The 24,551-nt window shown below is 40.6% G+C and carries 20 protein-coding genes; 16 read left to right on the forward strand and 4 right to left on the reverse strand.

The genetic code is table 11. The annotated features are described in order from the left end of the window. Window positions 1-37 precede the first annotated feature (37 nt). The 11 genes from B7708_RS08965 (at window position 38) to lacG (ending at window position 10,656) form a co-directional block, all read left to right on the forward strand. A complete protein-coding gene (locus B7708_RS08965) occupies window positions 38-343 on the forward strand; it encodes a PTS sugar transporter subunit IIB (RefSeq protein WP_038805326.1) in 306 nt (101 codons plus the stop codon). A 44-nt stretch (window positions 344-387) separates the two neighbouring features. Next, window positions 388-1,863, forward strand: a complete 1,476-nt coding sequence (locus B7708_RS08970; protein ID WP_000382509.1) for a PTS galactitol transporter subunit IIC — start codon at window positions 388-390, stop codon at window positions 1,861-1,863. Between the two features lie 103 nt (window positions 1,864-1,966). Then, the gene (locus tag B7708_RS08975) at window positions 1,967-2,863 is read left to right on the forward strand and encodes an aldose 1-epimerase family protein (RefSeq protein WP_084975275.1); all 897 of its coding nucleotides are present in this window, start codon (window positions 1,967-1,969) and stop codon (window positions 2,861-2,863) included. A 290-nt stretch (window positions 2,864-3,153) separates the two neighbouring features. Beyond that, complete coding sequence (gene lacA / locus B7708_RS08980) at window positions 3,154-3,579, forward strand: galactose-6-phosphate isomerase subunit LacA (protein WP_000029277.1); 426 nt, start codon at window positions 3,154-3,156, stop codon at window positions 3,577-3,579. 30 nt (window positions 3,580-3,609) lie between these two features. Further along, window positions 3,610-4,125, forward strand: coding sequence for a galactose-6-phosphate isomerase subunit LacB (lacB, locus tag B7708_RS08985; RefSeq protein ID WP_001216921.1), 516 nt, complete (start codon window positions 3,610-3,612; stop codon window positions 4,123-4,125). 10 nt (window positions 4,126-4,135) lie between these two features. Next, window positions 4,136-5,065, forward strand: a complete 930-nt coding sequence (locus B7708_RS08990) for a tagatose-6-phosphate kinase (RefSeq protein ID WP_084975277.1) — start codon at window positions 4,136-4,138, stop codon at window positions 5,063-5,065. A 1-nt stretch (window position 5,066) separates the two neighbouring features. Then, window positions 5,067-6,047 (forward strand): tagatose-bisphosphate aldolase, encoded by a 981-nt coding sequence (lacD, locus tag B7708_RS08995; RefSeq protein ID WP_084975279.1) that lies wholly within the window; start codon window positions 5,067-5,069, stop codon window positions 6,045-6,047. A gap of 234 nt (window positions 6,048-6,281) precedes the next feature. Then, on the forward strand, window positions 6,282-7,118 hold the full coding sequence (locus B7708_RS09000; protein WP_084975281.1) for a PRD domain-containing protein: 837 nt from the start codon (window positions 6,282-6,284) through the stop codon (window positions 7,116-7,118). 35 nt (window positions 7,119-7,153) lie between these two features. Beyond that, window positions 7,154-7,471 carry a PTS lactose/cellobiose transporter subunit IIA gene (locus B7708_RS09005; RefSeq protein ID WP_009730102.1) on the forward strand — a complete coding sequence of 106 codons (318 nt, stop codon included), beginning with the start codon at window positions 7,154-7,156 and terminating at the stop codon, window positions 7,469-7,471. Then, window positions 7,471-9,165 carry a lactose-specific PTS transporter subunit EIIC gene (locus B7708_RS09010; RefSeq protein WP_084975283.1) on the forward strand — a complete coding sequence of 565 codons (1,695 nt, stop codon included), beginning with the start codon at window positions 7,471-7,473 and terminating at the stop codon, window positions 9,163-9,165. The genes B7708_RS09005 and B7708_RS09010 overlap by 1 nt, the downstream gene beginning before the upstream one ends. An 84-nt stretch (window positions 9,166-9,249) precedes the next feature. Then, on the forward strand, window positions 9,250-10,656 hold the full coding sequence (gene lacG / locus B7708_RS09015; protein ID WP_084975285.1) for a 6-phospho-beta-galactosidase: 1,407 nt from the start codon (window positions 9,250-9,252) through the stop codon (window positions 10,654-10,656). Between the two features lie 41 nt (window positions 10,657-10,697). On the opposite strand, the gene B7708_RS09020 is transcribed toward lacG, so the two are convergent. The 4 genes from B7708_RS09020 to nrdH form a co-directional block, all read right to left on the reverse strand. After that, window positions 10,698-11,465: a DeoR/GlpR family DNA-binding transcription regulator gene (locus B7708_RS09020; RefSeq protein WP_084975287.1), complete on the reverse strand. Its 768-nt coding sequence runs from the start codon at window positions 11,463-11,465 to the stop codon at window positions 10,698-10,700. 139 nt (window positions 11,466-11,604) lie between these two features. Then, entirely contained in the window at window positions 11,605-12,567 is a 963-nt protein-coding gene (gene nrdF / locus B7708_RS09025) for a class 1b ribonucleoside-diphosphate reductase subunit beta (RefSeq protein ID WP_000451378.1), read from the reverse strand. 194 nt (window positions 12,568-12,761) lie between these two features. Beyond that, a complete protein-coding gene (gene nrdE, locus B7708_RS09030; protein WP_084975289.1) occupies window positions 12,762-14,921 on the reverse strand; it encodes a class 1b ribonucleoside-diphosphate reductase subunit alpha in 2,160 nt (719 codons plus the stop codon). A gap of 81 nt (window positions 14,922-15,002) precedes the next feature. Then, window positions 15,003-15,221 carry a glutaredoxin-like protein NrdH gene (nrdH, locus tag B7708_RS09035; RefSeq protein ID WP_000259241.1) on the reverse strand — a complete coding sequence of 73 codons (219 nt, stop codon included), beginning with the start codon at window positions 15,219-15,221 and terminating at the stop codon, window positions 15,003-15,005. A gap of 361 nt (window positions 15,222-15,582) precedes the next feature. Here nrdH and B7708_RS09040 point away from each other — a divergent pair, with 361 nt between their 5' ends. The 5 genes from B7708_RS09040 (at window position 15,583) to B7708_RS09060 (ending at window position 24,524) form a co-directional block, all read left to right on the forward strand. Next, window positions 15,583-15,846 (forward strand): phosphocarrier protein HPr, encoded by a 264-nt coding sequence (locus B7708_RS09040; RefSeq protein WP_000146947.1) that lies wholly within the window; start codon window positions 15,583-15,585, stop codon window positions 15,844-15,846. 4 nt (window positions 15,847-15,850) lie between these two features. Further along, window positions 15,851-17,584, forward strand: a complete 1,734-nt coding sequence (ptsP, locus tag B7708_RS09045) for a phosphoenolpyruvate--protein phosphotransferase (RefSeq protein ID WP_084975291.1) — start codon at window positions 15,851-15,853, stop codon at window positions 17,582-17,584. Window positions 17,585-17,836: 252 nt separating this feature from the next. Beyond that, on the forward strand, window positions 17,837-20,371 hold the full coding sequence (locus B7708_RS09050) for a pneumococcal-type histidine triad protein (protein WP_084975292.1): 2,535 nt from the start codon (window positions 17,837-17,839) through the stop codon (window positions 20,369-20,371). Between the two features lie 195 nt (window positions 20,372-20,566). Further along, complete coding sequence (locus tag B7708_RS09055; RefSeq protein WP_084975294.1) at window positions 20,567-21,484, forward strand: metal ABC transporter substrate-binding protein; 918 nt, start codon at window positions 20,567-20,569, stop codon at window positions 21,482-21,484. Window positions 21,485-21,497: 13 nt separating this feature from the next. Further along, complete coding sequence (locus tag B7708_RS09060; RefSeq protein WP_084975296.1) at window positions 21,498-24,524, forward strand: pneumococcal-type histidine triad protein; 3,027 nt, start codon at window positions 21,498-21,500, stop codon at window positions 24,522-24,524. Window positions 24,525-24,551: the final 27 nt, after the last annotated feature.

The following is a 24,551-nucleotide window of genomic DNA, read 5'->3' on the forward strand; positions in this document are numbered from 1 at the left end:
CTTGCCTATTAAAAAAATAAAATCGGAGGAAATCCTAATGATTAAAATTCTCGCTGCCTGCGGTGCAGGTGTTAACTCAAGTCACCAAATTAAAAGTGCTCTTGAAGAAGAACTCGCAAATCGCGGTTACGATGTTCACTGTGATGCAGTTATGGTAAAAGATGTGAATGAAGACCTTATGAAAGGCTACGATATCTTTACACCAATCGCTGCAACAGATCTTGGCTTTGAACCAGGTATTCCAGTTATCGAAGCTGGACCAATCTTGTTCCGTATTCCAGCAATGAGCGCTCCTGTATTTGACAATATTGAGGCAGCTATCAAAGAACACGGACTAAGTTAATTATTATTTTGTAAGATTCCATAAAAATAAAGGGAGGAACTATTATGGATGTCATTATCGAACTAGCCAATAAGATTTTCAAGCCAGTCTTGGAAATGGGTGGTCCTATCATCATGCTGATCATCTTGACAGTATTGGCCTTACTATTTGGAGTGAAATTCTCCAAAGCGCTTGAAGGTGGTATCAAACTTGCCATCGCTCTTACTGGTATCGGTGCTATCATCGGTATGCTCAACGGAGCTTTCTCAGCATCTCTTGCGAAATTCGTTGAAAATACTGGTATTCAATTGAACATCACTGACGTTGGTTGGGCACCACTTGCAACCATCACTTGGGGATCTGCATGGACACTTTACTTCTTGCTTGTGATGTTGATTGTCAACGTTGTGATGCTTGCTATGAAGAAAACGGACACACTTGATGTCGATATCTTCGATATCTGGCACTTGTCAATCACTGGTCTTTTGATCAAATGGTACGCAGACAACAATGGAGTTAGCCAAGGAGTTTCACTTTTCATCGCAACTGCAGCAGTTGTCCTTGTAGGTGTTTTGAAAATCATCAACTCTGACTTGATGAAACCAACATTCGACGACCTTCTTAATGCACCAAGTTCATCACCAATGACTTCAACTCACATGAACTACATGATGAACCCAGTTATCATGGTTTTGGATAAGATCTTTGATAAAGTATTGCCAGGTCTTGATAAATACGACTTTGACGCTGCAAAATTGAACAAGAAAATCGGTTTCTGGGGATCTAAATTCTTCATCGGTTTCATCCTTGGTATAGTTATTGGTTTGATGGGGACTCCACATCCAGTTGCTGGTGTAGAAGGAGCTGATAAATGGGAACTTGTTATTAAAGGTTGGTTGAGCCTCGGTTTGACTGCCGGTGTCTGCTTGGAGCTCTTCTCACTTATCGGATCATGGTTCATCGCAGCCGTAGAACCACTTTCACAAGGTATCACAAACGTTGCTACTAAACGTCTTCAAGGACGTAAATTCAACATCGGTCTTGACTGGCCTTTCATCGCTGGTCGTGCTGAAATCTGGGCTTGTGCCAACGTACTTGCTCCAATCATGCTAGTAGAAGCAGTGCTTCTTTCAAACGTCGGAAATGGTATCTTGCCACTTGCAGGTATCATCGCTATGGGTGTGACTCCAGCTCTCTTGGTTGTTACACGTGGTAAATTGCTCCGTATGATCATCTTCGGAACACTCTTGTTGCCACTCTTCCTTCTTTCAGGTACTCTTATCGCTCCATTTGCAACTGAACTTGCGAAAGGTGTAGGTGCCTTCCCAGAAGGTGTGAGCCAAACTCAATTGATCACTCACTCAACTCTTGAAGGACCAATCGAAAAACTATTTGGTTGGGCAATCGGTAATGCTACAACAGGTGATATTAAAGCGATCCTTGGTGCAGCAGCCTTCCTTGTATTCTATGTAGGTATCTTTGCTTGGTATAGAAAACAAATGATCAAACGTAACGAAGAATACGCAGCAAATGCTAAATAATTCGCTCCTATAAAATGTAAATTGTAAAAACTAGGTTGTCAATTTCCGATGTTGGGAGTGGCAACCTAGTTTTTTATAAACTATCAAGAAATCGGAGAAAATAATGGTAATTGAAATCAAATCAGACCAATTGACGGTCCAATTTAAAACTTTTGGTGGCGCCTTGTCATCAATCAAGGATCGAGATGGAATTGAGTATCTGTGGCAAGGAGATGCCACCTATTGGAGCGGGCAAGCTCCAGTACTTTTTCCAATCTGTGGCTCTTTGAGAGAGGATACAGCCTTCTATAGCCACGAAGATGGAACGGAGACGAAAGGAACCATTCCGCGTCATGGTTTAGTCCGTAAAAAAGAATTTGAATTAGTTGATCAAACAGAAAACAGTGTAACTTTTGCTATCGAGGATGATGAGAATACTTATCAAAACTATCCTTATCATTTCCGCCTTGAAATCACTTATCTAGTGACTGGCAAGACTTTTCGTACTCAATACAAGATTTTCAATAAAGAAACTAATAAAGTAATGCCATTCTTTATAGGAGGACATCCAGGGTTTAATTGCCCTCTGCTGGATGGCGAAACTTATGAAGATTATTATTTAGAGTTTGAGAAAGAAGAGACTTGCTCTGTTCCCCGGCCTTTCCCAGAAACAGGAATGTTAGACTTCCAAGATAGAAGTCCATGGTTGGATTCACAAAAGGAAGTGGACCTCAGTTACGATCTGTTTAGTGTTGATGCAGTGACTTTGGATGAGTTGCAATCCAGAACAATTTCCCTTCGTTCTCGTAAGCATGAGAAGGGATTAAAAGTACACTTCCAGGAGTTCTCAAATCTCATCATTTGGTCAACTTTGAATAAGGGACCATTCATTGCATTTGAACCTTGGTCTGGATTATCTACATCTCTTGAAGAAGGAGATCATCTAGAAGATAAGAAAAACGTTCGCCTCCTAGAACCTGGTCAAGTGGATCAAATTGGTTTTGATATCGAAATCTTTTAGATAAAAAACAAAACACAAAAACAAACATTAACTGTTGACTTTTTTAGAAAATAGGAGTATATTATGTTTGTAAGCAACAAATGATGTTTGTAACAAACAAATAATCACTTGTTATATTCTCTATCGCAGAGAAAGTTTCTTTCTAGGAACTTGATTTCCTGGACTTGGATAAGGTGATATTCATCTCATTCAATCAAATTTATCACTAAACTGCTAGAAAGTCTTTTGTAGGTAAACTGCTAACTATAAAAGTCTTTACTAGCCTAGAAAAATAAAAAGGAGTATACAATATGTCTATTGTTATCGGTGCAGATGCTGCAGGTTTGAGATTGAAAGAAGTTGTGAAAGACTTCTTGGAGAAAGAAAACTTCCACGTTGTGGATGTTACAGCTGAAGGTCAAGATTTTGTTGATGTGACTCTTGCTGTTGCTGCAGAAGTAAACAAAGAAGAGCAAAATCTTGGTATCGTGATTGATGCTTATGGAGCTGGTCCATTTATGGTCGCAACAAAGATCAAAGGAATGGTTGCCGCAGAAGTATCTGACGAACGTTCAGCTTATATGACTCGTGGACACAACAACTCACGTATGATCACTATGGGTGCACAACTTGTTGGTGATGAATTGGCTAAAAATATTGCTAAAGGTTTTGTTAACGGTAAATACGACGGTGGTCGTCACCAGATTCGTGTTGATATGTTGAACAAAATGTGCTAATTAGATTACAGTAAGAAAGGTAAGTTAAAAATGAGAATTGCAATTGGATGTGACCACATCGTAACAGATGAAAAAATGGCGGTTTCAGAATTTTTGAAATCAAAAGGATATGAAGTCATCGACTTTGGTACCTATGACCACACACGTACTCATTACCCAATCTTTGGTAAAAAAGTGGGAGAAGCTGTAACTAGCGGTCAAGCTGATCTTGGGGTATGTATCTGTGGTACTGGTGTTGGTATCAACAACGCTGTCAACAAAGTTCCAGGTGTCCGTTCTGCCTTGGTTCGTGATATGACAACAGCTCTTTATGCAAAAGAACAGTTGAATGCCAACGTTATCGGTTTCGGTGGTAAAATTACAGGTGAATTGCTCATGTGTGATATCATTGAAGCTTTCATCAATGCTGAATACAAACCATCAGAAGAAAACAAAAAATTGATTGCGAAAATTGAGCACGTTGAAACTCACAATGCTCATCAAGCAGATGCAAACTTCTTTACAGAATTCCTTGAAAAATGGGATCGCGGTGAATACCACGACTAAGAGGTGACGCATGATTTTAACAGTCACAATGAATCCATCCATTGATATTTCTTATCCTTTGGATGAATTGAAAATTGACACTGTCAACCGTGTGGTGGACGTGACCAAGACAGCTGGTGGCAAAGGGCTCAATGTTACACGAGTTCTTTCAGAATTTGGTGATTCTGTTGTTGCTACTGGTTTGGTCGGTGGTAAACTTGGTGAGTTTTTAGTAGAGCATATCGATGATAAAGTAACGAAACGTTTCTTCTCCATTCAAGGAGAGACTCGTAACTGTATCGCTATTCTACACGGAGACAATCAAACAGAAATCCTTGAAAAAGGGCCTGAAGTTCTAGAACAAGAAGGGCAAGACTTCTTGGCTCATTTCGAGAATCTTCTTAATACTGTGGAAGTAGTTGCCATCTCAGGTAGTCTGCCAGCTGGGCTTCCAGTTGATTACTATGCGAGCTTAGTAGAGCTTGCTAATCGCGCAGGAAAACCAGTTGTTCTAGACTGCTCAGGCGCTGCTCTTCAGGCGGTTCTTGAATCACCACATAAACCAACAGTTATTAAACCAAATAACGAAGAATTGTCTCAGCTTCTTGGGAAAGAAGTTTCTGAGGATTTCGATGAATTAAAAGAAGTTCTTCAAGAGCCTCTATTTGCAGGGATTGAGTGGATAATCGTTTCACTTGGAGCAAATGGTGCTTTTGCAAAACATGGTGACACTTTCTATAAAGTAGATATTCCAAGAATTCAGGTAGTCAATCCTGTCGGGTCTGGAGATTCTACTGTGGCAGGAATTTCATCAGGACTTCTTCATAAGGAATCGGATGCAGAACTCCTCATCAAGGCAAATGTCCTTGGTATGCTTAATGCTCAAGAAAAAATGACAGGTCATGTCAATATGACCAACTATCAAGCTCTATATGATCAATTAATAGTAAAAGAGGTATAAAATGGCTTTAACAGAAAACAAACGTGCATGCTTAGAAAAACTTTCAGATGAAAACGGCATTATCTCAGCTCTTGCCTTTGACCAACGTGGTGCTTTGAAACGCCTCATGGCTCAATACCAAACAGAAGAACCAACAGTTGCTCAAATGGAAGAACTCAAAGTCTTGGTAGCAGATGAATTGACCAAATACGCATCCTCTATGCTTCTCGACCCTGAGTACGGACTTCCAGCTACAAAAGCGCTTGCTCCAAATGCTGGCCTTCTCCTTGCTTATGAGAAAACTGGCTACGACACAACTAGCACCAAACGCTTACCTGACTGCTTGGATGTTTGGTCTGCCAAACGCATCAAAGAACAAGGCGCTGATGCTGTCAAATTCTTGCTTTACTACGATGTAGACAGCTCTGACGAACTCAACCAACAAAAACAAGCCTACATCGAACGCATCGGTTCTGAGTGTGTGGCGGAAGATATTCCTTTCTTCCTTGAAATCCTTGCCTACGATGAAAAGATCGCTGACGCAGGTTCTGCAGAATATGCAAAAGTGAAACCACACAAGGTTATCGGTGCTATGAAGGTCTTCTCAGACCCACGCTTCAACATTGATGTTTTGAAAGTGGAAGTTCCAGTCAACGTCAAATACGTTGAAGGCTTTGGCGAAGGTGAAATCGTGCATACTCGTGAAGAAGCAGCAGCCTTCTTCAAAGCACAAGATGAAGCGACTAACCTTCCTTACATCTACTTGAGTGCAGGTGTATCAGCGAAACTCTTCCAAGAAACCCTTGTCTTTGCCCACGAATCAGGCGCAAACTTCAACGGTGTTCTTTGCGGACGTGCAACATGGGCAGGATCAGTTGAAGCCTACATCAAAGACGGTGAAGCAGCAGCTCGTGAATGGCTACGCACAACTGGATTTGAGAACATTGACGAACTCAACAAAGTTCTCCAAACCACAGCGACTTCATGGACTGAACGCGTGTAAGCAAGTCCTCCTAGGTTAGGAACATGAATCTAAAAAAATTTTAAAAAAAGTTGTATGTAAAGGTTTACAAAATAACTTACTTGTGCTATACTTAAATCACAAGTTAATACAAGGTGAGTGTTACTAAGTAATATTAGGCATGATCACAGATGGATTAGAAATCAATTGATTTTCTAGTTCATTTGTGGTCATTTTTTATACTCATATACCTTTAAGAGATAAAAGGAGGTTGCCATGTATCGAATTCTAAATCCAATGAATCACAATGTCTCTCTTGTCAGAAATGACAAAGGAGAAGAAGTGATTGTGATTGGTAAAGGGATTGCATTTGGAAAGAAGAAAGGGGATTTGATTGCTGAAAACCAAGTAGAGAAGATTTTTCGGATGAAGACAGAAGAGTCCAGAGAAAATTTTATGGCTCTGCTCAAAGATGTTCCGCTTGATTTTATCACAGTGACCTATGAGATTATTGATAAGCTTTCTAAGAAATATCATTACCCGATTCAAGAGTATCTCTACGTAACCTTGACAGATCATATTTACTGCTCTTACCAAGCTCTAACACAAGGAAGGTACAAGGATAGTAATCTGCCAGATATTTCTGCCAAGTATCCTGTCGCTTTTCAAATCGCAAAGGAAGCCTTTGAAATCTATCGTCAGAAGTTGACAGATCATTTCCCTGAGGATGAAATTATTCGGATTGCTTATCATTTCATTAATGCCGAAGGTGAAAATGAAGTGGAACTTGTGGAGTCGATTGATAAGAGGAAAGAAATTCTCAGGAATGTTGAAGAAGTGCTAAAGGGTTATGCAATTCAACGAACCAAAGAGAATAATCATTTCTATGATCGCTTTATGATTCATTTGAATTATTTCTTGGATTATTTAGACAGATCTAGAGATGATAACCAATCACTTCTGGATATGGAAGATCATATTAAACAATCCTATCCAAAAGCGTTCGAGATTGGTTCCAAGATCTATGATGTGATTACGCAACATACGGGTCTTGATTTGTATAAAAGTGAACGAGTTTATCTAGTTCTACATATCCAACGTTTATTGTCATAAAAATTTAATTAAAAATACATAAGGAGAATTCTATCATGAATAGAGAAGAAGTAACATTGTTAGGTTTTGAAATCGTAGCCTATGCTGGCGATGCTCGTTCAAAACTATTGGAAGCCTTAAAGGCTGCTGAAGCTGGTGATTTTGCGAAAGCAGATGCTCTCGTGGAGGAAGCTGGTGGCTGTATCGCCGAGGCTCATCACGCTCAAACAAGTCTATTGACCAAGGAGGCAGCTGGTGAGGATTTGGCTTATAGTGTGACCATGATGCATGGTCAGGATCACTTGATGACAACTATCTTGCTCAAAGATTTGATGCACCATTTAATCGAACTTTACAAGAGAGGAGTTAAGTAATGAACAAACTAATTGCTTTTATCGAGAAAGGAAAGCCTTTCTTTGAGAAACTATCTCGTAATATCTACCTTCGTGCTATTCGTGATGGTTTCATTGCTGGTATGCCAGTCATTCTCTTCTCAAGTATCTTTATCTTGATTGCCTTTGTACCAAACTCATGGGGCTTTAAATGGTCTGACGATGTTGTTAATCTCCTCATGAAACCTTACAGCTACTCAATGGGAATTCTGGCTCTCTTGGTTGCTGGTACAACTGCTAAGTCATTGACCGACTCAGTAAACCGTAGCATGGAGAAAACCAATCAAATCAACTATATGTCAACATTGTTGGCAGCAATTGTTGGTTTGTTGATGTTGGCAGCTGATCCTATCGAAAATGGCTTAGCTACTGGATTCTTGGGGACAAAAGGTTTGCTTTCAGCCTTCCTTGCTGCCTTTGTTACTGTAGCCATCTATAAGGTTTGTGTTAAGAACAACGTCACTATTCGTATGCCTGACGAAGTTCCACCAAATATCTCACAAGTATTTAAAGATGTGATTCCATTCACTCTATCTGTTGTTTCTCTTTATGCTCTTGATTTACTAGCTCGTCATTTTGTTGGTTCAAGCGTAGCTGAATCAATTGGAAAATTCTTTGCACCATTATTCTCAGCAGCTGATGGCTATCTAGGTATTACGATTATCTTTGGTGCCTTTGCCTTCTTCTGGTTTGTTGGTATCCATGGTCCATCTATCGTTGAACCAGCAATCGCAGCTATTACCTATGCAAATGCCGAAGTCAACTTAAACCTTCTCCAACAAGGTATGCACGCTGACAAGATTCTTACTTCTGGTACACAAATGTTTATCGTTACCATGGGTGGTACTGGTGCGACACTGGTTGTTCCATTCATGTTCATGTGGTTAACAAAATCAAAACGTAACCGTGCAATCGGACGTGCTTCAGTAGTTCCAACTTTCTTTGGTGTAAATGAACCAATCTTGTTTGGTGCACCGCTTGTATTGAACCCGATTTTCTTTATTCCATTTATCTTTGCGCCGATTGCCAACGTATGGATCTTTAAATTCTTCATTGAGACGCTTGGCATGAACTCATTTACTGCCAACCTTCCTTGGACAACACCAGGTCCGCTCGGTATTGTTCTCGGTACAAACTTCCAATTCTTGTCATTTGTACTTGCTACTTTGTTAATTCTTGTTGACGTAGCCATTTACTATCCATTCCTCAAGGTTTATGATGAACAAATCCTTGAAGAAGAACGTTCTGGTAAAACCAATGATGAATTAAAAGAAAAAGTAGCTGCAAACTTCAATACTGCCAAAGCAGATGCTATTCTTGAAAAAGCTGGTGTAGAAGCAGCGCAAAACACAATCACTGAAGAAACAAATGTCCTCGTTCTCTGTGCTGGTGGAGGTACAAGTGGTCTCCTTGCAAATGCTCTAAACAAAGCAGCTGCAGAGTACAAGGTTCCTGTGAAAGCAGCAGCTGGTGGCTATGGAGCTCACCGTGAAATGTTGCCAGAGTTTGATTTGGTTATCCTTGCTCCTCAGGTGGCATCTAACTTTGAAGATATGAAAGCAGAAACCGACAAACTTGGTATCAAACTTGCCAAGACAGAAGGTGGGCAATACATTAAACTGACTCGCGATGGAAAAGGCGCTCTTGCCTTTGTTCAAGCGCAGTTCGAAGAATAAAAGGTAAATAGCGAAGAAGTGAGATGGAGGAACTCCTCCCAACTATATCCCCATCTCATTTCTATTTCTTGAAAGGTGAATCAAATGACAAAAACACTTCCAAAAGACTTTATTTTTGGCGGGGCAACAGCAGCCTACCAAGCAGAAGGTGCGACCAATACTGATGGTAAAGGACCAGTTGCCTGGGACAAATACCTCAAAGATAACTACTGGTACACTGCTGAACCAGCCAGTGATTTCTACCACAAATACCCAGTTGACCTCAAACTAGCAGAAGAGTATGGTGTCAATGGTATCCGTATTTCAATCGCTTGGTCACGTATCTTTCCAACTGGTTACGGGAAAGTCAATGCCAAGGGAGTTGAGTTTTATCATAATCTATTTGCAGAGTGCCACAAACGGCATGTTGAGCCCTTTGTAACTCTTCATCACTTTGATACGCCAGAAGCTCTACATTCAAATGGAGACTTCTTAAACCGTGAAAACATTGAACACTTTGTAGACTACGCTGCTTTCTGTTTTGAAGAATTTCCTGAAGTTAACTTTTGGACAACCTTTAATGAAATTGGGCCGATAGGAGACGGCCAGTATTTGGTTGGGAAATTTCCACCAGGTATCCAGTACGACCTTGCCAAAGTCTTCCAATCTCATCACAATATGATGGTGTCGCATGCGCGTGCAGTAAAACTTTTCAAGGATAAGGGATACAAGGGTGAAATTGGTGTGGTTCATGCCCTGCCTACTAAGTATCCTCTGGATCCAGATAATCCAGCAGATGTTCGTGCAGCCGAGTTAGAAGATATCATTCACAATAAATTTATTTTGGATGCGACTTATCTAGGACGATATTCCGAAGAAACAATGGAAGGTGTCAACCATATCTTAGCAGTCAATGGTGGAAGTTTAGATCTGCGTGAAGAAGACTTCGCTGTGCTAGAAGCTGCAAAAGACCTGAATGACTTCCTTGGAATTAACTACTACATGAGTGATTGGATGCAAGCCTTTGACGGAGAGACGGAAATCATCCACAATGGAAAGGGTGAAAAGGGAAGCTCTAAGTATCAGATTAAGGGAGTTGGACGTCGAGTGGCGCCTGACTATGTCCCACGTACGGATTGGGACTGGATTATCTACCCTCAAGGTTTGTATGATCAAATCATGCGCGTGAAGAAAGATTACCCAAACTACAAGAAAATCTACATCACAGAGAATGGTCTCGGATACAAAGATGAGTTTGTGGATGGGACAGTCTACGATGATGGACGGATTGATTATGTTAAGAAACATATGGAAGTGATTGCAGATGCAATCGCTGATGGAGCCAATGTCAAAGGCTACTTTATCTGGTCGCTGATGGATGTCTTTTCTTGGTCGAATGGCTATGAAAAGCGTTACGGCCTCTTCTATGTTGATTTTGAAACCCAGGAGCGTTATCCAAAGAAATCAGCTCACTGGTACAAGAAACTAGCTGAGACACAACTTATTGAATAAAATTCAACAAAAATTCCCCACCAAAAAAGGCAGGGGAATTTTTATGGTTTTGATAAAAGAATGGTTGTTTGTTTCGACAGTTCTTCAAATGTCTCCTGACTCAGTTTGGAATCTGAAACGATGGTATCAATCTCTGAGATATTGTAGAAAGTGTAAAAATCAAACTTATTAAACTTACTGTGGTCTGCCAGTAAGTATTTTTTATTGGCATTATTCAGGGCGATTCGTTGCGCTTCCCCTTCCTCCTCACTGAAGGTGGCAATAGCCTTATCCTTGATACCATTACAACTTACAAAAGCCTTAGAGAACTGAAGATTGGTCAAATCCTGCAAGGTGAGTGTCCCCACAAAAGCACCAGTGATAGAGCGATAATTTCCACCAATCAAAATCAAATCTGTTAGTTTTCGTTCGTTTAGGATGAGAAAAACAGGAAGACTGTTTGTTACAACACGAATGTTATCGATAGGGAGCTCACGAGCAAAACATTCTAAGGTTGTTCCTGGCCCGATAAAAATAGTTTCCCCTTCGTCAATCAAATGACCAGCAAAACGGCTAATTTCTTGTTTTTCAGCAATCTGCAAGCCTTGCTTTTCGACATTTGAGCGTTCGTTGTTTAAGAGAGAACCTGTACGAAGTTTTTCAGCACCACCATGCACACGAACCAGCAAATCCTTATCTGCTAGTTCTTGCAAATAGCGGCGAGCCGTCATATCTGACACATCAAGACTCTCCATAATCTCTTTTACAGTAATGGTACCTTTTGTGTTTACTGCTTCTAGAATACTATCTAGTTTTTCTTGCTTTAGCATCCTTATCACCTCGATTTCTACTATTATTATCTTACCATAAAACGCTCAATCAATCAAATAGAAAAAAACAAAATAAAACAAAAACAAAAATACCATGGTTGTTTTAAACAAACCATGATATTTTGAATGTTTGGTCAAATTAGTCCAAACCGTAGTTGTAATCCTCGTCTTGCATGGCTTCAACTTCACCAAGGAGGTAACCATTTCCGACTTGAGAGAAGAAGTCGTGGTTAGAAGTTCCTGTTGAAATTCCGTTCATAACGATTGGATTGACATCATCAGCTGAATCTGGGAAAAGTGGATCTTGTCCTAAGTTCATAAGAGCCTTATTGGCATTGTAACGAAGGAAGGTTTTCACCTCTTCGGTCCAGCCAACACCGTCATAGAGACTTTCTGTATAACCTTCTTCGTTTTCATAAAGAGTGTAGAGCAAGTCGTACATCCATTCTTTGAGCTTTTCTTGCTCTTCTTCAGGCAATTCATTGAAACCAAGTTGGAATTTGTAACCAATGTAAGTTCCGTGAACAGACTCATCACGAATGATCAGTTTGATGATTTCCGCAACGTTGGCCAGTTTGTTGTTACCGAGATAGTAAAGCGGTGTAAAGAAACCAGAGTAGAAGAGGAAGGTTTCAAGGAAAACGCTGGCAACTTTCTTTTCAAGTGGGCTACCATTGAGATAGATTTCATTGATAATTTCTGCTTTTCTTTGAAGGTAGGGATTTGTGTTGGTCCATTCAAAGATTTCTTCAATCTCAGCCTTGGTATTCAAGGTAGAGAAGATAGAAGAATAAGATTTTGCATGGACAGATTCCATAAATTGGATGTTGTTAAAAACAGCTTCCTCATGCGGTGTACGGATGTCAGAACGAAGAGCCTGAACCCCTGTTTCAGATTGCATGGTATCAAGAAGCGTTAAACCACCAAAGACTTTTCCAACCAAGTCTTTTTCTTTGTTTGATAGTTTTCTCCAGTCGTCTAGGTCATTTGACAAGGGAATACGCGTATCGAGCCAGAATTGCTCCGTTAGCTTTTCCCAAGTTGATTTGTCGATGACATCTTCGATGGCATTCCAGTTAATGGCTTTGTAGTAAGTTTCCATTTGAAATCTCTTTCTGTATGTAATAATGCGATTGTCGAATCATCTCTATTTTATCATAGTCTGAGAAGAGTATCGCACAAAAAGTCGGAAGCCCGACTTTTTAGTTTTTCATGGTATTTAAGATACTTATCAAGTTTTGTATGGCGGGTAATTTAATCAGTAGTCTGAGAAAATGTGGTTGCTTCAGATAAAAATTAAATCACACAGCTTTCGCATTGGTTAGCACCAACTTCCCCACCGTCGTCTGTAAAGGTACGGACGTAGTAGATAGATTTGATACCCTTGTTAAAAGCATAGTTACGAAGGATAGACAAGTCACGTGTCGTTTGTTTGTTTTCTTTCTTCCATTCGTAAAGACCTTTTGGAATGTCACTACGCATGAAGAGAGTGAGGGAAAGTCCTTGGTCCACGTGCTCAGTCGCAGCAGCGTAAACATCAATCACCTTGCGCATATCCATGTCGTAAGCAGAAGTGTAGTAAGGGATAGTATCTGTTGATAAGCCTGCAGCAGGGTAGTAGATCTTACCGATTTTCTTCTCTTGGCGTTCTTCGATACGTTGTGTAATCGGGTGGATAGAAGCAGAAACATCGTTAATGTAGCTGATAGAACCATTTGGCGCTACAGCAAGACGGTTTTGGTGATAAAGACCATCTGCTTGAACCTTTTCGCGAAGTTCAGCCCAATCCGCAGCACTTGGAATAAAGACATCTTTGAAAAGTTCTTTAACACGGTCTGATTTTGGAATAAACTCGCCTGTCACATACTTGTCGAAGTAGCTACCGTTAGCGTAGTCTGATTTTTCAAAGTTGTGGAAGGTGATACCACGTTCGCGCGCAATATTGTTTGACTCCACCAAGGTCCAGTAGTTCATAAGCATAAAGTAGATGCTTGTAAATTCAATTGACTCATGTGATCCGTACTCAATCAGTTGTTGGGCAAGGTAACTATGAAGCCCCATGGCACCAAGACCAAAGGTGTGAGCTAAACTGTTTCCGTGGTCGATAGTAGGGACAGCTACGATGTGTGAACTATCTGTAACGAAAGTAAGGGCACGAACCATAGCGCGAATAGAACGACCAAAGTCAGGTGAAGTCATCATGTTGACCACGTTGGTTGATCCAAGGTTACATGAAACGTCCGTTCCCATTTGTAGGAATTCTTGAGCATCGTTGATCAAGCTTGGTTCTTGAACTTGAAGAATCTCAGAACACAAGTTACTCATGATAATCTTACCATCAACAGGATTTGCGCGGTTAGCTGTATCAATGTTGACGACATAAGGGTAACCAGACTCTTGTTGCAATTTAGAGATTTCAGTTTCCAAATCACGCGCCTTGATTTTTGTCTTGCGGATATTTGGATTTGCGACTAATTCATCGTATTTTTCAGTGATGTCGATGTAGTTGAATGGCACACCATACTCAAGTTCTACAGAGTACGGGCTGAAGAGGTACATTTCTTCATTTTTACGCGCCAATTCGTAGAATTTATCTGGTACTACAACACCAAGTGAAAGGGTCTTTACACGAACTTTTTCATCGGCATTTTCTTTCTTAGTGGAAAGGAAAGCGATGATATCTGGGTGAAAGACATTGAGGTAGACAACCCCAGCACCTTGACGTTGCCCGAGTTGGTTTGAGTAAGAGAAACTGTCTTCGAAGAGTTTCATAACTGGTACGACACCAGAAGCAGCACCTTCATAACCCTTGATAGGAGCTCCAGCTTCACGAAGGTTACTGAGGGAAATTCCCACACCACCACCGATACGTGAAAGTTGAAGAGCAGAGTTGATAGAACGTCCGATAGAGTTCATATCATCAGTCACTTGAATCAAGAAACAAGATACCAACTCCCCACGACGAGCACGGCCAGCATTCAAGAAGGAAGGAGTAGCAGGTTGGTAGCGTTGGTGGATGATTTCATTGGCAATATCAGTCGCAATTGCTTCATCCCCGTCAGCAAAGTAAAGTGCATTAAAGAAGACACGGTCTTCCATGCTTTCAAGGTAGTATTCACCGTCGTTAGTCTTCAAGGCATACTGGTTGTAAAATTTATAGGCAGCCATGAATGACTTGAATTGGAAGTTTTGATCCTTGATGAATTGATGCAATTCTTCCAAAAACTCTGGACGGTATTTCTTGAGAAAGGCAGTTTCGATGTAGTTGTGTTCAATGAGGTAGTTGATTTTATCAGTGATTGAATCAAAAAACATTGTATTTGGTACTACATTTTCTTTAAAGAAGGCATCCAAGGCTTCTTTATCTTTATGCAGCATGATTTGTCCATTAACAGGACGGTTGATTTCGTTATTAAGACGGAAGTAAGTTACGTCCTCAAGATGTTTTAATCCCATAAAATTTCCCTTATCTAATTACAAAAGAAAGGCTTCTAAGTTAGCCCTAGAAGCGAGTTTCTTCTGGATGATGTACTAAGATTATGCTAATTGTTTCAGTTTTCCTGGTTGGAAGCCTGAAAAGACTTCAGTTGGTGTTTGGATAACAGGAGCAGCGCTGAAACCGAGCTCTTTAACTTGATCGACGTACTCAGGTTGCTCATCGAGATTGATCTCACGATAAGCGACATTGTTGCTATCCAAGAAACGCTTGGTCATTTTACATTGTACACAATTATTTTTAGAATAAACCGTTACCATTTTCGTAACTCCTCATAAAATTTGATTACTTTCTTAGTATATCAGAAAAAAAAACTTTGTCAAACAATTTTGACTAAATATTGTGTTTTAGATAAAAATATTTAAAATCAGGACACTATATATAGTATGAGACGATTGGTAAAGATTGCGTTTTCATTGACCTATCAAAGACTGATGAGAACTCAAAACTATATCCTGTATGTTGGTAATTTATATAGAAGATTTTCAGCAAGTTATCTGAAAGGAAATTGAAGAAAGTCCATAAAACACTTGAAAAATTATCTTGAAGGTGATATAATACACTATTGTAAGGGTTATCACTTATAACTCAAATAGAAAACACTTAAAGGAGAGTCAAACTATGGCTTCTAAAGATTTCCACGTAGTGGCAGAAACAGGTATCCACGCACGTCCAGCAACATTGTTGGTACAAACAGCTAGCAAATTTGCTTCAGATATCACTCTTGAGTACAAAGGTAAATCAGTAAACCTTAAATCTATCATGGGTGTTATGAGTCTTGGTGTTGGCCAAGGCGCTGACGTTACAATTTCAGCTGAAGGTGCAGATGCTGACGATGCAATCGCTGCTATCTCAGAAACAATGGAAAAAGAAGGATTGGCATAAGGAAATGACAGAAATGCTTAAAGGAATCGCAGCATCAGACGGTGTTGCAGTTGCAAAAGCATATCTACTCGTTCAACCGGATTTGTCATTTGAGACTATTACAGTCGAAGATACAAACGCAGAAGAAGCTCGCCTTGATGTCGCTCTAAAAGCATCACAAGACGAGCTTTCTGTTATTCGTGAGAAAGCAGTAGGTACGCTAGGTGAAGAAGCTGCTCAAGTATTTGACGCTCACTTAATGGTTCTTGCTGACCCAGAAATGATTAGTCAAATCAAAGAAACAATTCGTGCTAAGAAAGTGAATGCGGAAGCAGGTCTGAAAGAAGTGACAGACATGTTTATCACTATCTTTGAGGGTATGGAAGACAACCCATACATGCAAGAACGTGCAGCGGATATCCGCGACGTGACAAAACGTGTATTGGCAAATCTTCTTGGTAAAAAATTGCCAAACCCAGCTTCTATCAATGAAGAAGTAATCGTCATCGCACATGACTTGACTCCTTCTGATACAGCTCAATTGGACAAGAACTTTGTAAAAGCTTTTGTAACCAACATCGGTGGACGTACAAGCCACTCAGCTATCATGGCACGTACACTTGAAATCGCTGCTGTATTGGGTACAAACAACATCACTGAAATCGTTAAAGACGGTGACATCCTTGCCGTTAACGGGATCACAGGTGAGGTTATTATCAACCCAACTGATGAACAAGCAGCAGAATTTAAAGCAGCTGGTGAAGCGTATGCTCAACAAAAAGCTGAATGGGCACTCTTGAAAGATGCTAAAACAGTGACTGCTGATGGCAAACACTTCGAATTGGCTGCCAACATCGGTACTCCAAAAGACGTTGAAGGTGTCAATGACAACGGTGCTGAAGCTGTTGGTCTTTACCGTACAGAATTCTTGTACATGGATTCTCAAGACTTCCCAACAGAAGACGAGCAGTACGAAGCATACAAGGCTGTACTTGAAGGAATGAACGGTAAACCTGTTGTCGTTCGTACAATGGATATCGGTGGAGATAAGGAACTTCCTTACTTCGATATGCCTCACGAAATGAACCCATTCCTTGGATTCCGTGCTCTTCGTATCTCTATCTCTGAGACTGGAGATGCTATGTTCCGCACACAAATCCGTGCTCTTCTTCGTGCGTCTGTTCACGGTCAATTGCGTATCATGTTCCCAATGGTTGCGCTCTTGAAAGAATTCCGTGCAGCGAAAGCAGTCTTTGATGAAGAAAAAGCAAACCTTCTTGCTGAAGGTGTTGCAGTTGCGGATAATATCCAAGTTGGTATCATGATCGAGATTCCTGCAGCGGCTATGCTTGCAGACCAATTTGCCAAAGAAGTTGACTTCTTCTCAATTGGTACAAACGACTTGATCCAATACACAATGGCAGCAGACCGTATGAACGAGCAAGTTTCATACCTTTACCAACCATACAACCCATCAATCCTACGTTTGATCAACAACGTTATCAAAGCAGCTCACGCTGAAGGTAAATGGGCTGGTATGTGTGGTGAGATGGCTGGTGACCAACAAGCTGTTCCACTTCTTGTCGGAATGGGCTTGGATGAGTTCTCTATGTCAGCAACATCTGTACTTCGTACACGTAGCTTGATGAAGAAACTTGACACAGCTAAGATGGAAGAGTACGCAAACCGTGCCCTTACAGAATGCTCAACAATGGAAGAAGTTCTTGAACTTCAAAAAGAATACGTTAATTTTGATTAATCGAAAGGTCCTTGCAACTCAGTTGCAGGGATTTTTTTAGATATTTTAAAAAAATGTTCAAGATGATCTTTCTTATATAAAGTCCATTCTAGAGAAAGTTGTGGTCAGAGCAAAAATACTTAACTGGTTTATAAAATTCTTGACAAGTTGGAAATTTAGGAGTAAACTATTAACCAGTTAAGTAATAGAGAGGAGTTTCTGCAATTTAGAAATGAATTGCAACTAGAAATATCAAAAAGAAAGTGAGTTTCGATGAAAATTAATAAAAAATACCTTGCTGGTTCTGCGGCAGCTTTAATTTTAAGTGTTTGCTCTTACGAGTTGGGACTGTATCAAGCTAGAACAGTAAAGGAAAATAACCGTGTGTCTTATGTTGATGGTAAACAAGCTGCGCAAAAAACAGAGAATCTGACTCCTGATGAGGTCAGTAAAAAAGAAGGCATCAATGCCGAACAAATCGTCATCAAGATAACAGACCAAGGCTATGTTACTTCACATGGCGACCACTATCATTATTACAATGGCAAGGTTCCTTATGATGCTATCATCAGTGAAGAGTTGCTGATGAAGGATCCAAACTACCAGCTCAAGGACGAGGATATTGTCAGTGAAATCAAGGGTGGTTATGTTATCAAGGTAGATGGAAAATACTATGTTTACCTTAAGGATGCAACCCATGCTGATAATGTCCGTACAAAAGAAGAAATCAATCGGCAAAAACAAGAACATAGTCAGCATCGTGAAAGAGGAACTTCAGCAAACGATGGTGCGGTAGCCTTGGCGCGTTCACAGGGACGCTACACCACAGATGATGGTTATATCTTTAATGCCTCTGATATCATTGAAGATACTGGTGATGCTTATATCGTTCCTCATGGCGATCATTACCATTACATTCCTAAGAATGAGTTATCAGCCAGCGAATTGGCTGCAGCAGAAGCCTTTCTATCTGGTAGAAGTGGCCGATCAAATACGCCTACTTATCGCCGTACCAATAACAACAGTGCTAGCAGCGATGTAGATAGATGGACCCCATCCTATAATAACCAAGGCAGTGGCTATACGAACACGAACACAGCTAACAACAGTAGCAACGATAGCCAAGTAAGTCAAAGTGATGACATTGATAGTCTTTTGAGACAGCTCTACAAACTGCCTTTGAGCCAACGACATGTGGAATCTGATGGCCTTGTTTTCGACCCAGCACAAATCACAAGTCGCACAGCCAGAGGGGTTGCAGTGCCTCATGGGAACCATTACCATTTCATCCCTTATTCACAGATGTCTGAATTGGAAGAACGAATCGCTCGCATCATCCCACCTCGCTATCGTTCGAATCATTGGGTGCCGGATTCAAGACCAGCAGAACCAAGTCCACAACCGACTCCAGAACCTAGTCCGACTCCACAACCTGCACCAAATCCTCAACCAGCTCCAAGCAATCCAATTGATGAGAAATTAGTCAAACAGGCGATTCGAAAAGTAGCTGATGGCTATGTATTTGAGGAGAATGGAACCTCGCGTTATATTCCTGCCAAGGAGCTTTCAGCAGAAACTGCTGCAGCCATTGATAGTAAACTAACCAAGCAAGAAAGTTTAGCTCATAAGCTAGGAGCTAAGAAAACCAACCTCCCGTCTACTGATCGTGAATTTTACAATAAGGCTTATGATTTACTAGCAAGAGTTCATCAAGATTTGATTTCTAATAAAGGGCGTCAAACTGATTTTAACACTTTGGATAAACTGTTGGAACGACTCAACGATGCCTCAAGTGATAAAGTCAAGTTGGTGGATGATATTCTGGCCTTCCTAGCGCCGATTCGTCATCCAGAACGTCTGGGAAAACCAAATGCGCAAATTGCTTACACAGATGATGAGATTCAGGTAGCTAAGTTTGCAGGCAAGTATACAACAGAAGATGGCTATATCTTTGATCCTCGTGATATCACCAGTGATGAGGGGGATGCCTATGTAACTCCACATATGACTCATAGTCATTGGATTAAAAAAGATAGTTTGTCTGAAGCCGAAAGAGCGGCAGCCCAGGCTTATGCTAAAGAGAAAGGTTTGACTCCTCCTTCAACAGACCATCAGAATCCAGGAAATACGGAGGCTAAAGGAGCAGAAGCTATCTACAACCGCGTGAAAGCAGCTAAGAAGGTGCCGCTTGATCGTATGCCTTACAATCTCCAACATACCGTGGAAGTTAAAAACGGTAGTTTAATCATTCCTCATTATGATCATTACCATAACATCAAATTTGAGTGGTTTGACGAAGGACTTTATGAGGCACCTAAGGGGTATAGTCTAGAAGATCTCTTTGCGACTGTCAAGTACTATGTCGAACATCCAAACGAACGTCCGCATTCAGATAGTGGTTGGGGCAATGCAAGTGACCATGTTCAAAGAAACCAAAATGGTCAAGCTGATAACAATCAAACGGAAAAACCATCAGAGGAGAAACCTCGGACAGACAAACCTGAGGAAGAAAAGCCACGCGAAGAGAAGCCTCAAAGTGAGAAACCAGAATCTCCAAAACCAACTGAGGAGCCGGAAGAAGAATCACCAGAGGAACCAGAAGAACCTCAGGTCGAGACTGAAAAGGTTGAAGCGAAGTTGAGAGAGGCTGAAGAGCTACTTGCAAAGATCCAAGACCCCATTATCAAGTCCAATGCCAAAGAAACTCTCACAGGTTTAAAAAATAATCTGCTATTTGGTGCCCAGGACAACAATAGCATTATGGCTGAAGCTGAAAAGTTGTTGGCATTGTTAAAGGAGGGCAGATAAACCTAATACAATTTTCTAGCTCCTAAAAACAGAATAGGAGAACTAGAAAAGTTAAAATCGAAAATGAGAACAGAATGTAAGTTCTAGTTCTCATTTTTTTCATGAAAATATGTAAAATATCTTGACATATAGTGTAAATAAAGATAAACTATTTACTAGTTAATTAAATGGTTAAATACTAGTTAAGGAGTAATGATGAAAAAAAGAACATTTCTATTATTAGTGGCAAGTCTGTTGGTTCTTGTATTAGGAGCATGTAGCCAAAAAGAAAAACAAGAAGCAAAAGGGATGAAGATTGTAACAAGTTTTTACCCAATCTATGCCATGGTCAAAGAGGTATCGGGGGACTTGAATGATGTTCGGATGATTCAGTCTAGTAGTGGAATTCACTCCTTTGAACCGTCAGCAAATGACATTGCTGCTATTTATGACGCGGATGTCTTTGTCTACCACTCGCATACACTGGAGTCTTGGGCGGGAAGTCTGGATCCTAACTTGAAAAACTCAAAAGTTAAAGTTTTGGAAGCTTCTGAAGGAATGACCTTGGAGCGTGTACCGGGCTTAGAAGATGTAGAAGCTGGTGATGGTATCGATGAAAAAACACTCTACGACCCTCACACTTGGTTAGATCCTGAAAAAGCAGGCGAAGAAGCGCAGATTATTGCGGATAAACTTTCGGAGCTTGATAGTGCCAATAAGGAAACTTATCAAAAGAATGCCAAAGACTTTATCGCTAAAGCTCAAGAATTAAGCAGGAAATACCAACCTATTTTTGAAAAAGCGAGTCAAAAGACTTTTGTTACGCAACACACAGCCTTTTCTTATCTCGCTAAACGCTTTGGTTTGAAACAACTTGGTATAGCAGGAATTTCCCCTGAACAAGAGCCAAGTCCGAGACAGTTGACAGAAATCCAAGAATTTGTTAAGACCTATAAGGTTAAAACTATCTTTACTGAGAGCAATGCTTCTTCTAAAGTTGCTGAGACCTTGGTCAAATCAACAGGAGTTAGCCTAAAGACACTCAATCCTTTAGAAGCGGATCCTGAAAATGACAAAACTTACTTAGAAAATCTAGAAGAAAACATGAATGTTCTTGCAGAAGAATTAAAATGAGGAGATAATGAAAATGAAGAAGAAATACCTTGCAGCAGGATCGGCTCTTGTCCTTTCCCTAAGCCTTTGCATCTATGCATTAAATCAACACCAAGTAGAAGGAAACAAAGATAATAACCGTGTGTCTTATGTCGATGGGAAGCAAGACTCTCAAAAAACAGCGACCCAAACACCAGATCAAGTTAGCAAAAAAGAAGACATTCAGGCTGAACAAATTGTCGTGAAAATCACCGATCAAGGTTATGTGACTTCACACGGAGATCATTTCCATTATTACAATGGTAAAGTTCCTTTTGATGCAATTTTCAGTGAAGAACTTTTGATGAAAGATGCCAATTATCAACTGAAAGATGCTGATATTGTCAATGAAATCAAAGGTGGTTATATTATCAAGGTGGATGGTAAGTATTATGTCTACCTTAAAGATGCGGCTCATGCTGATAATATTCGTACGAAGGGCGAAATTGAGCGCCAAAAACAAGGTCATACTCACGATGCACCAACTTCTAACAGTGCAGTGACACTTGCTCGATCACAAGGGCGTTATACTACCGATGATGGTTACATCTTTAATCCATCTGATATTATAGAGGATACTGGTGATGCTTATATCGTCCCTCACGGTGGACATTACCACTACATTCCAAAGAGTTCCTTGTCTGCTAGCGAATTGGCTGCTGCCCAAGCCTACCTCTCTGGAACTAGAAAACAAGCAAGTGTGACTGACTATCGTCCGAGTCCAAACGCAACCAGTCAAACGACCAATCTTAGTCGAGAAGCTGAAACACCAAGCAATCAAGATGAGAGCTTACAGACTCTATTGCAGCAACTCTATGCTCTTCCAAGTAGTCAACGTTATGCTGAATCAGATGGCTTGATTTTTGACCCTGCTAAGATTTCAAGTAGAACGCCGAGTGGTGTGGCGATTCCTCACGGAAATCACTATCATTTCATCCCATATACAAAACTTTCTGCCTTGGAAGAAAAGATTGCGCGTATGATTCCTTTATCTAGCGACAGTGGGAAGCCAACACCTTTGGAAAATCCAAGCAAACCAGCAGAGCATCCAGCTCAACAAGATCATCCTCATGACCAAGACGGTGACCATGGAAGTCAGGATACCAACCATGAAGACCATGACCACCACCACGGTGAAGACCATGATCATGGTTTTGCAGCTGACCGTGTTATTAGTGAAGATGAGCAAGGTTTTGTAGTTTCTCATGGAGATCACGCTCATTATTTCTTTAAGAAGGACTTGACTGCATCCCAAATCAAAGCTGCCCAAGATCACTTGAAAGAAAATCATCAGCTGCAGCACGTTCAACCACTTGCAAAGACTGTGGAAAGTTTCTCAAGAGATGCTAGCGATGAAGAAAAAATCAAGTATATCTCACAGACCTACGGAGTACCGCTCGAAGCGATTCGCATTTCAAATGGATTCTTTGTCTTTGGAAATCCGGATCAAGCCTATGATCCAACCCATATCCATCCCTATGCTGTTCGAAAAGAACATGTTCGTATTCCTCTCCAAACTGGGAATCCAGAACTGGATTTCCTAAATGAACTGTATACGACTGCCCTACGTGATGGGGTATCTCCTTATAGTTTACAGGTAGAAAGTGGTAGTTTTGTGATTCCTCATGGTGACCACAATCACTACATTAAGGTTCAGACCAAGGGATATGAGGTAGCATTAAAGAACAAGATTCCAGCCCTACAATCAGCCTATCAACCTGGGGCTTTTGATGAACAAACTGTTCTTTCTAAAGTTGATCAACTTTTAGTGGAAAGTAGAAGTCTCTACAAAGACCAGCCAATCATGCAGAGACGTGTTGAACTTGCTTTGGGGCAGTTCACCGAAAATATGAAAAAACTGGCAACAAACTCAACTGCTGGATACCTAGCAGCCTTGGATCTCTTTGATAAACAGTATATCCATGTGGATCAAAGTGTGGCACCGGTTGAAACTTCACCTTTAGATAAGAAGTACCAAGCTCTAGTAGATAAGATCAATACATTGGATACAGATACTTATGGCTTGCCTAAGAAAGATCTTTTGGTACATTTGCAGGAAGCAAAACTAGCACAGGATGAGACAGAGTTGGCTGCCATTGAAGCGAAACTGCAGGCCTTGCAAGATTTCCGAGATCGAACAGGGGTTACAACAGTAGAGTACATCAAGTATTTCTATGAACATGTGTCTGATGGTCGTTTGAGAGAAGAACTTCGGAACCGTGTTGCTAAGTTGACTTGGGAACTTTACCAGTCACAATCTTTCCTCAAAGCAACCGACTTGAACAAGTTATTCCCAACTATTTACCAAACTAAGCTAGAAGTAGAAGAAGCTCTCAAAGAAGAACCCGTTTCTACAAAAGTTGGTAAGACTATTCTAGATACGGAAAAAGTAGATAGTCAAACTGCTAAGACAGCCATCTATGAATTCCTAAAAGAACTCTACGGTGATTTTATGCCAGAAGAGCGGGTTAGTCATGTTAAGAAGGAAGAAGTGGATGCTCTCCTAACTAAAGCTGCCCAACTCCTAGCACGTGTTAAAGAAGATGGTGTCAAACAATCCCTAGCTGAAGAAGCAGCTAATATCAAAGCGGCTACTGAAAAGGAAAATGCAGACCTTGACGAAGCTAAAACACAACTTGAGGATCTCTTGAATCGTATTGCAGCGACTATCCAACGAGAGAAAAAAGAAGCGGAACAAGATCCACAAACGGTGATCATCTACCAAAAACTCTATAATGTCTTGCTCTCTCTTCACAAGTACTTAGAGGATAACAAAGGGTCCGATGCTGACTTTGAACGAGTTGATGCCCTATTTGATCAACTTGCAGCCAAAAGCAGTGATAAAGAAGGTCTCCTCACTCTAGCTAAAGAGATCATAAGCTTGAACCAAGAACTCCGTTCAACAGCAAGTGAAACTGCTAGCCAATCCAAGTCTGAGAAAGACAGTGAAACAGCTTCTTCTCAACCAACAGAAAAGCAAGCGAAAAGTGAGTCTGAGCCAAGTGCTCAACCAAACGAATAAAAAGAAAGGCGAAGTAGCTGAGCTACC

The organism is Streptococcus oralis subsp. dentisani (assembly GCF_002096615.1).
Lineage (GTDB): Bacteria > Bacillota > Bacilli > Lactobacillales > Streptococcaceae > Streptococcus > Streptococcus oralis_U.